Below are 10,553 nucleotides of genomic sequence, written 5' to 3' on the forward strand. Positions count from 1 at the left end.
TGGCGAGTCCGAGCGGTCGTGGCGGCGTTCGCGGAGTCAGCGCGAGGTCCACGGACCAGGTGGCAGACGCCCACACTGTGACGCCCGAGGTATGTGTCGCCGCCATAGGGATGGCACTCCGGCGTCCGTAACGTGTCGCGCACGGGAGCCGAACGAGGAGGAGCGACGCACATGCGGAGGAACGGACGTGGCGGGCGGAGAGGCTGGGGCTGGCTGCTCGCGAGCGTGCTGGCGCTGATCGGTGCGGTCGTTCCGGCGGGGTCGGCCTCGGCGGCGGTGCCGCCCTACCTGACCCTGGAGGCGACCTACAGCAGCGTCGCCAACGGCTGGGACCGCGTCGAGCGCTACCTCGACACCACCTCCGGCTTCCGCCAGGAGCAGTATCCGCCGGACGGCCGCGGCAACCAGGACGGCCAGCGGCTCACCTTCTTCGGCGGCGTCAAGCAGCCCTTCTCCGGCCGTTTCCTGCTCTACTCGGCCCCGGGCTGGAACACCGGAGCGCGCCAGGTCCCCGTGCTGCTGGTGCACGGTGCCAACGACAACCCGGACCGGGCCTGGGCCAACCCCGGCGAGTCCGGCGGATACGGCTGCGGCGCCGCCTCGTGCCCGAGCACCGGGCTGATGCAGAAGCTGGCCGGGCAGGGCTACCGGGTCTTCGCGATCGGCTTCGCGCACAAGCAGGGCGACAACCTGATGCAGGCCCAGGAGGTCGGCGACGCGGTCGCGTTGATCCGCGCGAAGCTCGGTGTCCCGCAGGTGGACGTGGTGGGCTGGAGCAAGGGCGAGATGTCGGCCCGGGCCTACGTCTCCTCGGTCAAGCCCGCCTGGGGCCGCGCGTACGCGGGCGACGTGCGCAAGCTGATCACGCTGGGCGGTCCGAACGGTGGCTACGACTACCCCTTCGCGCACGGGTGGGCGCACGACTTCTCGATCTGGCCGCAGTGCGGCGGTGCGATCAACGCCCCCTCTCCGCACCTGCACATGACCTGCTACGGCACCTACACCGCGCACCCGGAGTTCTCCTTCACACCGGCGAGCGGCTACGACGACTACCCCGGGCAGCGGCAGATGCTGGCCCGCTGGGACTCGGTCTTCGGCGTCGACCAGACCCAGCAGGACTGGTACACGACCTACTACGGCGGGCAGGGCTTCTACACCGACGGCGGCGGCATCCAGGCCGCGATCGACGCCGGCTCGCTGATCGCCCCGCTGCGCCAGGCCGGGGTGCCCTCCTCGGTGAAGGCGTACCTGCTGGCCGGCGGGACGCCCAACATCCTCGGGATCTTCAACGAGGATCGCGGCCCCAGCGACGGCGTGGTCTTCGTGGCCAGTGCGCTGGACACCACCGGCTTCGGCACCGTCGGCGGCACCGCGCTGATCGCCTCCGCCAACCACCTGGAACTCGGCTGGGACAGCGCGGCGAGCGCGCAGGTCGCCGGCTGGCTGAACTGAGGAGATCCGGATGATCACCGATCGACTGGTGGCCACCGACCGGCTGACCGTGAACTACGCCGAGGTCGAGGGCCGGACCGGGGAGCCCGTGGTCCTGGTGCACGGCAACGTCTCCTCCGGCGTCTTCTGGCACTCGACGATGACCGAACTCCCGACACGCTACCGGCCGTTGGCTCCCGACCTGCGCGGCTTCGGCGGCAGCGAGCCGCTCCCGGTGGACGCCACCCGGGGTCTGCGCGACCACAGCGAGGACCTGCTCTCCTTCGTGGCGGAACTGGCACTCGGCCCGGTGCACCTGGTCGGCTGGAGCATGGGCGGCGGGGTGGTGCTGCAACTGCTCCGCGACCGGCCGGAGCTGGTCCGCTCGGTCACCCTCGTCAACCCGGTCTCCCCGTACGGCTTCGGCGGCACCCACGGGGTGGACGGACGGCTCAACTCGCCCGACGGAGCGGGCTCCGGCGCCGGCGGTGCGGCCCCCGAGTTCGTCCGGCTGCTGCGTGAGGGCGAGCCGGGCGCCGGGTCGCCGTTCGCGCCGCGCTCGGTGCTGGACACCGCCTACGTCAGCGAGCCGCTCGCCGAGCCGGACCGCTACGTGGCGGCGATGCTGACCACCCGGACCGGCGAGGACCACTACCCGGGCGACAGCCGTACGAGCGAGGCCTGGCCCGGCTTCGGACCCGGCGAACGCGGGGTGCTCAACTCGATGGCACCGACCCACTTCCGGATCGACGACCTGGAAGTGGTCGAGCCGAAGCCGCCGATCCTGTGGATCCGCGGTACGGCCGACGTGATCGTCTCCGACGCCTCGCTCTTCGACCTGGCCCACCTGGGGGCCATCGGTGCGGTTCCGGGCTGGCCCGGCGCGGACACCTGCCCGGCGCAGCCGATGGTGGCGCAGACCCGCGCCGTGCTGGACCGCTACGCGGCCGCGGGCGGGCGGGTCCGCGAGGTCGCGGTGGAAGGCACCGGGCACAGCGTGCAGTTGGAGCGCCCGAAGGAGTTCCTGGCCGCGCTGGTGGAGACCCTGGGCGGGGTGTGACGGCGAGGCCGCCGCTCCGGAGGTCGCACCGCCCGGGGCGGCCGGCACCTGCGCCGACCCCGGGTGCGTGCGCACACCACCGGGGGAGCACCGGGTACCGGCCTCGACTCTCGTTCATGCCGGACGTCGGCTTCGGCGTGCCCGGCCGCTGAGTTCCGGCTCGCCGCGGAGTTGTTCCGCCGCCTCAGCGGGCCTCCGCTCCCGGCGGCGAGATCGCCGGAGACCTCGTCGAGCGGCCGACCACCCCTGGCTCCGGCCCGGCCCGCCGGCTGAAGGCCGCCGACCGAGGCGTGAGCCCGTCAGAGCGTGCCGAGGGCGGCTTCCTCCCGGTCGAGGTCGTGCTGGACGCGGCGGCGGGTGGTGTCGCTGATCCGGTGCTCGTCGTAGAGACGGTGCAGTTCGGCGCCCTGGACGGCGATGACCTCGCGGCGCAGCTGGCGGTAGGCGGTGTCGGCGGTGGTGCCGTCGGGGCTCTCCGGGGTGCGGTCGAGGCGGGCGGTGAGGGCGCGGCGGACCCGGTCGAGGGCGGTGTCCGGGACGGCTTCCAGTTCGGCGAGGTGTTCCACGTGGTGGAGGGCGGCGCGGTTGAGGGCGTCGCGGGTGTCGTCCTCCTCGCGGGCGGTGTGCTCGGGTTCGAGGGCGAGGCCGGAGCGGTTGACGACGGCGGCGAGGGTCAGGCCCTGGACGACGAGAGTGAACACGACGACGGCGGTGGTGAGCACCAGGACCAGCGGCCGCCCGGCGAGCTTGGTGCCGTCGTCGGCGAGCAGCGGGATGGACAGGGCCGCGGCAAGGGGCATGACGCCGCGGGTGCCGGCCCAGGTGACCACCCCGGCGACCCGCCAGGAGAGCCGGTCCCGGCCCCGGCTGGGCTTGACGGCGCGGGTCAGCGGCAGGGTGGAGAGGACGCGTACGGCGATCAGCACCGCGGCGAGCGCCAGCGCCTGTAGTGGCCACCAGCCGGTGCCGGCGGGCAGGTCCCGCACCAGGGTGGGCAGTTCCAGGCCGACGATGGAGAAGACGACGCTCTCCAGCAGGAACACCACCACCGCGTACACGGCGTGCAGCTGCAGCCGGATGTGGGCGTCGGTGAGCCGGTGGCCGGAGCGCCCGAGCAGCACCCCTGCCACCACCACGGAGGTGACGCCGGAGGTGTGCGCGGACTCCGCGAGGACGTACGCCGCGTACGGGGTGACCAGCGCGATGACCGTCTCCAGCACCGGGTCGGTGGTGCGGCGGCGCACCAGCCAGACCAGGCCGGCGACGGCGGCGCCGACCACGCTGCCGCCCCCGCCGAGCAGCAGGAACTCCCCGCCCGCCGCCGGCACGCTCACCGAGGCGCCGACGGCCACCGCGATGCCGACGGCGACCTTGAACAGGACGAGCGAGGTGGCGTCGTTGAACAGGCTCTCCGCCTGCACCAGCACCTGGAGCCGCCCCGGCAGCGCCAGCCGGCGGCCGAGCGCGGTGACGGCCACCGGGTCGGTGCTGGAGAGCACGGCGCCGAGGACGAAGGCCATCGCGGGCGGGAGTCCCGCGACGGCGACGGCGGTGAAGCCGACGGCGGCGGCGGAGGCGAAGACCAGTCCGAAGGAGAGGATGGTCACCGGCCGCCAGACCGTGCGCAGGTCGCGCAGCGACAGCTCCTCGGCGGAGGCGTACAGCAGCGGCGGCAGGACCACCATGCCGATCACCTGCGGTGGGACGTGCAGCGCGGGGACGCCGGGTATCAGCGCCACCCCGATGCCCGCCAGGACCAGCAGGGACGGCGCGGGAACGCGCAGCCGGCCGGCGAAGGTGGCCACGGCCGTGGCCAGCACCACCAGGACGAGAACGATCGCCACAACGTGCATCGGTGGAAAGGACCCCATCGCAAGAACCGGGGTCACCGCCGCCGATCGCCGCAGTCGTCCCCCGCGCCGACCAGGCTTCCCGGCACACCTGTGGTCATCTTATCGGAGCATTAGCGGGGAGTGGCAGAGCAGAACCGCGAGCCACCGGAGCTCGACCAGCGCGAACGAGGCGTGATCGCATCGGGCCGCGTCCGGCACGGCAGCCGTTCACCGCGCTTCTACGACTGCGGACGGCGAACGGCCATGAGCCAAGGGCGCTGCGGCCCGTGTCCCCCGTCAGACGAACTCGCGCAGGCGCGGCCGCACTCCCAGCACAGTCAGGGCGAGCGCCATCGCCAGTGCCACCGCGCCGAGGGCGGCGGTGGTGGCGTCCAGGTCGGCGTCGGTGGTGGCGACCGCGGCCTCGAAAGCACGCTGGTTGATCGCCTGGTTGTCGTCCAGCGCGGCGCTGAGCACGCCGAAGTCGGCGTTGGACTGGCCCGGGTTGAGGCCGGTGTTGAAGGTGACGGCCTCCTTGAGTTTGCCCTGGGCGTTCAGCTCACGGATCTTCCGGTCGTCGCGTTGGTACTGCTGGAACGCGGTCAACACCCGCTCCGCCGCGTCCTGTTCACCGGCGAAGGTGATGTTGCGAAGCTCGTCGCCGAGGTACCCGCCGAAGCCCACCTGACTGTGGTCGGCCCGGTGCTTGCCGGCCAGTGCGGCGAGCCGGTCGTTGTACGTGGCGAGGGTGGCGCCGTCGACCCGGGCGAAGGACTGGGTCTTGTCGAGGAAGCCCTGCTCGTAGGCGGCCGCCCGGGCGGGGTCGGTCAGGTAGCGGCTCTCGTCGGCGTTGAGGTCGTACGCGACGGCGCGGGCCCGGCTGAGGGCGATCACCGAGTCGAAGGAGTTGCTCTTCGCGACCACCAGTTGGTCGTCCGCCCGCGAGGCCAGTGCCAACGCGCTGACCAGGCCGACGACGGTGAGCAGACTCGTGACGGCCAACGGCACGTTCACCAGTCGCCGGAACCGCACCGCCAGCAGCCGCTGCAGCAGCCCGAGGGCAACCAGGGCCAGCAGTCCCGTGAGCAGGATCCACCACCAGCCGCCGGCCAGGGCGTCGCGCTGGTCGGCGTAGTTGCCTTCCACGACCGCCGCGTTGGCCTTGGTCACCTCGTCGACGGCCGGCAGCAGCTGCTGGCGCAGCAGGTCGCTGGCCTGCCGGTAGGCCGCGAGGCCGTCCGCGGACGGACGACCGGCCGGGGCGTGTGCCTGCTCCTCCAGCAGCTGCGCACGGGCCACCAGCGCTTCGTAGCGGCCGAGTTCACCGATGACGGTCTGGACGGCCCGCTGCCCGGCCGCGTCGCCCGCGACCGCCTCCGTGACGCGCTGCAGGTCGGTGTCGGCCTGGGTGCGCCGCTGTTCGTAGCTGTCCAGGGTCTCCTTGCGCAGCGCGGAGTAGTCCGGGTCGGCACCGAACAGCAGCAGGTTGGCGGCCTGGGCGTCCATGTCGTTGAGCGCGAAGTAGAGGTCCGCCGAGCGCACCACCTGCGGCGCGGCCTGGTGGCCGATGACGTCCGTGCCGTCCCGGGCCCCGCCCAGGACGGTCGCCGTCGCCGTTGCGGCGACGAGAAGCGCGGCGAGGCAGAGTCCGGTGAGCCAACGCACCAGGCGCGGGGTGTTCCACCAGTCCCGGCTGCGCCAGGAGCGGCCGAGCCAGTGATGGGGGGCGCGCGGCGCGGGGAGTGGTACGGCCGTCTCCTGTCGCGCCGTCTCCGACGCGACCGTTTTCCCCATGACAGCCGTACCGCCCGACGTTCCCGTTGGCATCGCCGTGCGCCCCCTCCCCTGTTTTTCACTGGCCGCCGAACCCTCCCCGGAGGAACCCGCCGGAGGTCGGGGTTCGGCAAACGGTCCGCCGCCAGGCCCCACGCCCGGGCAGCGAACCGTTTCCTCGCAGCTCACAGTAGGTGCGGACGAACACCCGTCCGCCCGCCCTGACGGGTCCTTGACGCTGCCGACGGCCGTCTTGACGGGCCATTGGCGCGGGATCCGTCCAGGTGCGCGGACCCGGCACGGTGCGTGCGGGGCTGCTGTCTCTCAGTGCGCGATCGCCACCGCTGTTCGGTGGCCCCGAGACCGAGGTGTTCTGGGCCGGGTTCCGCGCCCTTCGCGCGAGCGTGGGCTGACCGGGGTCCGCCTGGTGATCGGCGATCACTACAGCGGCCTCGTCAAGGCGATCCGCAAGGTCTTCGCCCAGCCCTCCGAGACTTGCGGTCCTGGCCCAGCTCGACACCGTCGCAGGGGTGCTCGGCAAGCGGGTCCGCAGGGTCGGCCTGATCCTTCTGGAGGCCGAGGACGCGGATCAACCGCGAGATCGAGCTCGCACCGACGTCGTCCAGCTCTTCGCGAACGACGACGCGCTGCTGTGGCCGGTCATCGCCGCTGTCGAAGAACGAGATCGCACTACCCGCGTTCAAGGCTGGAACCGGTAGCCGATCCCGGGCTCCGTGATCAGGTGGCGCGGCCGGCCCGGGTCGGGTTCGAGTTTCCGCCGCATGCTGGAGAAGTAGACCCTCAAGTAGTTGCCGTTGGCCGCCGCGTCCGGACCCCAGACCTCGGTCAGGATCTGCTTCCCGGGCACCAGTCGACCGGGGTTGGCGAGCAGCAGGGCGAGGATCTTCCACTCGGTCGGGGTCAAGCGGACAGGGCCGTCCGGACCGACGACCGTGCCCGCGCCGAGATCGACCTCGTGCGAACCGATCCGTGCCGACGGCTCGGGAGCCGTCGGGACACCGCCCAGTGGCCTGCGCAGAATGGCTCGTAGGCGGGCAAGGAGTTCGTCCACGACGAAGGGCTTGGTCACGTAGTCGTCCGCGCCCGCGTCGAACGCCCGGAGCTTGTCCTCGATGTCGGTTCGCCCGGTCAGCACGATGATCGGCGCGGTCAGTGTGGAGCGGATGCCCTTGATCACGTCCACGCCGTCGAAGTCCGGCAAGCCGAGGTCCAGGACGATGGCGTCGGGTGGCGCCTGGCCCGCCGAGTCCAGGGCTTCCTGGCCGGTGGCCGCGGTGAGCACCGAGTAGTGCCGGGCCTGGAGGGTGATCCGCAGGGTACGTAACAGCGCCGGTTCGTCGTCGACGACGAGGATGTGGCTCACCGGTCCGCGCTCCTCTCCAGCAGGGCGATGTCGGGTTCCTCGATCCGCGTCTCCGGTGCTGCGGGCAGGGTGAGCAGCATGGTGGTGCCGCCGCCGGGGGTGTCCTCGACCTCCAGGCTGCCGCCCATGGCTTCGGCGAGGCCGCGGGAGAGGGCCAGGCCGAGGCCGACGCCGGTGGTGTTGTCGGTGTCGCCGAGGCGCTGGAAGGGCAGGAAGACCCGGTCGCGGTCCTCGGGCGCGATGCCGGGGCCGCGGTCGATCACCCGGATCTCCACCTGGTCGGCGTGGTGGCTGGCGGTCACCAGGACGGGTGCGCCGGGGGCGTTGTGGCGCAGCGCGTTGGTGATGACGTTGGCGAGGACGCGTTCCAGCAGGGGTGGGTCGGCGAGCACCGGCGGGGCGGTGTCGAGGTCGAGGGGCTGGATCGGCGCGTACGGGTCGGGGAGCGAGTCCATGGCGCGCATCAGGACGTCCTCGAGCGGGACGGGGGCCAGGTGCAGGGTGAGGGCGCCGGCCTGGAGGCGGCTCATGTCGAGCAGGTTGTCCACCAGACGGGTGAGTTTGACCAGTGATTCGTCGGCGGTGGCGAGGAGTTCGGCCTGGTCCTCGGGCGAGAACTCGACGTCGGGGCTGCGCAGCGAGCCGACCGAGGCGAGGGCGGCGGCGAGCGGGGTGCGCAGGTCGTGGCTGACGGCGGCGAGCAGGGCGGTGCGCATCCGGTCGGCGGCCTTGATCGGCTCGACCTCGGCGGCGGCCACGGCGAGCCGGTCGCGTTCCAGGGCGGCGGCGGCGTGGGCGGCGAAGGCGGTCAGCACGCGCTGGTCGGCGGCGGGCAGCCGGCGGCCGGTGAGGACGAGCACGGCCCGTTCTCCGACTGACACCTCGGTGGTCTCCTGGCCTTCGGTCTCGTCGGCCCCGGCCGTCTCGGCATCGCTGCGGGCGATGGTCTCTCCCGTGAGGCTGTCGAGCAGGGCCACGGAGTCCATGCCGAAGGCCGTCCGGGACTTCTCCAGCAGGGCGGGCAGCGCGTCGGCTCCGCGCAGCACGCTGCCGGCCAGGGTGGAGAGGGTCTCGGCCTCGGCGGTGGCGCGGGCGGCCCTGCTGGTGAGCCGGCCGGCGTGGTCGACGACGGTGGAGACGGTGAGCGCGACGGTGGCGAAGACCACCAGGGCGACGATGTTGTTGGCCTCGTCGATGGTCAGAGTGTGGAGCGGCGGGATGAAGAAGTAGTTCAGCAGCACTGAGGCGATGAGCGCAGCCAGCAGGGCGGACAGCGCGCCACCCAGCAACGCCACGGCCACGACACCGAGTTGGAAGATCAGCGCGTCGGTGGTGAGGTTGAGTGTGCTACGGAACGGCGACAGCGCGAGGGTGAGCAGCAGGGGAACGATCAGGCCCGCTGCGTATCCGGCGATGGTGCGGCGCTTGGAGTGGCGGCGGCCGAGGGCGGGCAGCCGGCCGCGGCCGGTGAACGCGTGGGTGACCATGTGGACGTCGATGTCCTCGGAGGCGTCCACGGTGGTCTGTCCGGTGCCGGGGCCGGTGAGGAAGCGGTTGACCCGGCCGCGGCGGCTGGTGCCGAGTACCAGCTGGGTGGCGTGGTGGGCGCGGGCGAAGGCCAGCAGCGCGGTGGGGATGTCGTCGCCGACGACCATGTGATAGCTGCCGCCGAGGGACTCGACCAGTTGCCGCTGCTGGGCGAGCGCACCGGAGGAGGCGCCGGCCAGGCCGTCGCTCCTGGTCACGTGGACGGCGAGCAGCTCGCCGCCGGCGGTCCGGTCGGCGATCCGGGCGGCGCGGCGGATCAGGGTCTCGCCCTCGGGGCCGCCGGTGAGGGCGACCACGACGCGCTCCCGGGTCTCCCAGACCCGGTCGATGTTGTGGCTGGCACGGTAGTCGCGCAGGCCCTCGTCGACCCGCCCGGCGACCCAGAGCAGGGCGAGTTCGCGCAGGGCGGTGAGGTTGCCGACCCGGAAGTAGTTGGAGAGCGCGGCGTCCACCTTCTCGGCCTTGTAGACGTTGCCGTGGGCCATCCGTCGGCGCAGTGCCTGCGGGGCCATGTCGACGAGTTCGATCTGGTCGGCCCGGCGGACCACCTCGTCCGGGACGGTCTCGCGCTGGGGGATGCCGGTGATCTTCTGGACGACGTCGTTCAGCGACTCCAGGTGCTGGACGTTGACGGTGGTGATGACGTCGATCCCGGCCGCCAGGATCTCCTCGACGTCCTGCCAGCGCTTGGCGTTCCGGCCGCCGGGGATGTTGGTGTGCGCCAGCTCGTCGACCAGCACGACGGCGGGGCGGCGGGCGAGCACGGCGTCGAGGTCCATCTCCTCGAACTCGGCGTCCCGGTAGGCCCGTCTGGTACGGGGGATCACTTCCAACCCGTCGACCAGTCCTTCGGTGAACCTCCGCCCGTGGCACTCGATGAACCCGACCACCACCTCCGCGCCACGGTCCTGTCTGCGGTGGGCCTCGTCGAGCATCCGGTAGGTCTTGCCGACCCCAGGGGCCGAGCCGAGATAGACCCTCAGCCGGCCACGGCGGTGCACGGTGCCGGGGGCGAGGTCGCGAGCCATGGGCGCTGCTCTTTCCTTGTGTGGCTGGCAGGTTGGTGGTGCGCAAACATGGGCGACCGACCCGGGCGCGGAGATTGCCCCGCGCCACGGGTCGGTCTGGTCACTCGACGAACTGATGGAGTGTCATTACTTCTGCTCGCTGAGAGCCTTGTTGAGCAGGACGACGTTGACGCCGTCCTGGCCGAGGAAGCCGAGTGAGCGGCTCTCGGTGTACGTGTCGACCAGCTGGTTCAGCCTGTCGACCGGCAGGTTGCGGGCCTTGGCGACCCGGTCGACCTGCTCCTTGGCGTACGCGACGGAGATGTGCGGGTCGAGGCCGGAGCCGGAGGCGGTCAGTGCGTCGGCCGGCACGCTCGCCGGGTCCACGCCGTCGAAGGCGGCGACGGCGGCGCGGCGGTCCTGGACGGCCTTCAGCAGGTCCTCGCTGTTCGGGCCCTGGTTGGAGGCGCTGGAGGAGGACGGGTCGTAGCCGGCCCCGGCGGCGGAGGGGCGGGGCT

General features: G+C 72.3%; 8 protein-coding genes. 3 read left to right on the plus strand and 5 right to left on the minus strand.

Features of this window, described 5'->3' with window-relative positions; translation table 11 throughout:
* Positions 1-171 precede the first annotated feature (171 nt).
* Positions 172-1,452 carry an esterase/lipase family protein gene (locus ACFYUY_RS38580; RefSeq protein WP_387907957.1) on the plus strand — a complete coding sequence of 427 codons (1,281 nt, stop codon included), beginning with the start codon at positions 172-174 and terminating at the stop codon, positions 1,450-1,452.
* 10 nt (positions 1,453-1,462) lie between these two features.
* A complete protein-coding gene (locus ACFYUY_RS38585; RefSeq protein WP_387907960.1) occupies positions 1,463-2,491 on the plus strand; it encodes an alpha/beta fold hydrolase in 1,029 nt (342 codons plus the stop codon).
* Between the two features lie 299 nt (positions 2,492-2,790).
* On the opposite strand, the gene ACFYUY_RS38590 is transcribed toward ACFYUY_RS38585, so the two are convergent.
* Positions 2,791-4,344, minus strand: coding sequence for a Na+/H+ antiporter (locus ACFYUY_RS38590; protein WP_387907963.1), 1,554 nt, complete (start codon positions 4,342-4,344; stop codon positions 2,791-2,793).
* 276 nt (positions 4,345-4,620) lie between these two features.
* Positions 4,621-6,117 (minus strand): hypothetical protein, encoded by a 1,497-nt coding sequence (locus ACFYUY_RS38595; RefSeq protein ID WP_387907966.1) that lies wholly within the window; start codon positions 6,115-6,117, stop codon positions 4,621-4,623.
* Positions 6,118-6,626: 509 nt separating this feature from the next.
* Here ACFYUY_RS38595 and ACFYUY_RS38600 point away from each other — a divergent pair.
* Positions 6,627-6,815 carry a hypothetical protein gene (locus ACFYUY_RS38600; protein WP_387907969.1) on the plus strand — a complete coding sequence of 63 codons (189 nt, stop codon included), beginning with the start codon at positions 6,627-6,629 and terminating at the stop codon, positions 6,813-6,815.
* Here the strand turns inward: ACFYUY_RS38600 and ACFYUY_RS38605 are convergent.
* From ACFYUY_RS38605 to ACFYUY_RS38615, 3 genes are all read right to left on the minus strand, one after another.
* Positions 6,797-7,480 (minus strand): response regulator transcription factor, encoded by a 684-nt coding sequence (locus ACFYUY_RS38605; RefSeq protein WP_360217711.1) that lies wholly within the window; start codon positions 7,478-7,480, stop codon positions 6,797-6,799. The two genes, ACFYUY_RS38600 and ACFYUY_RS38605, sit on opposite strands and share 19 nt — an antisense overlap.
* Positions 7,477-10,056, minus strand: coding sequence for an ATP-binding protein (locus tag ACFYUY_RS38610; RefSeq protein WP_387907971.1), 2,580 nt, complete (start codon positions 10,054-10,056; stop codon positions 7,477-7,479). Before ACFYUY_RS38610 ends, ACFYUY_RS38605 begins: the two co-directional genes overlap by 4 nt.
* A gap of 126 nt (positions 10,057-10,182) precedes the next feature.
* On the minus strand, positions 10,183-10,553 hold a 371-nt coding region (locus ACFYUY_RS38615; protein WP_387907974.1), incomplete at its 5' end, for a potassium-transporting ATPase subunit C.

Source organism: Kitasatospora sp. NPDC004745, from assembly GCF_042873275.1.
Taxonomy (GTDB): domain Bacteria; phylum Actinomycetota; class Actinomycetes; order Streptomycetales; family Streptomycetaceae; genus Kitasatospora.

Bases quoted from the DNA above. Each gene is read 5' to 3' on its own strand.
- ACFYUY_RS38580 (WP_387907957.1), top strand. From the start codon at position 172: ATGCGGAGGAACGGACGTGGCGGGCGGAGAGGCTGGGGCTGGCTGCTC.
- ACFYUY_RS38585 (WP_387907960.1), top strand. From the start codon at position 1,463: ATGATCACCGATCGACTGGTGGCCACCGACCGGCTGACCGTGAACTAC.
- ACFYUY_RS38590 (WP_387907963.1), bottom strand. From the start codon at position 4,344: ATGCACGTTGTGGCGATCGTTCTCGTCCTGGTGGTGCTGGCCACGGCC.
- ACFYUY_RS38595 (WP_387907966.1), bottom strand. From the start codon at position 6,117: ATGGGGAAAACGGTCGCGTCGGAGACGGCGCGACAGGAGACGGCCGTA.
- ACFYUY_RS38610 (WP_387907971.1), bottom strand. From the start codon at position 10,056: ATGGCTCGCGACCTCGCCCCCGGCACCGTGCACCGCCGTGGCCGGCTG.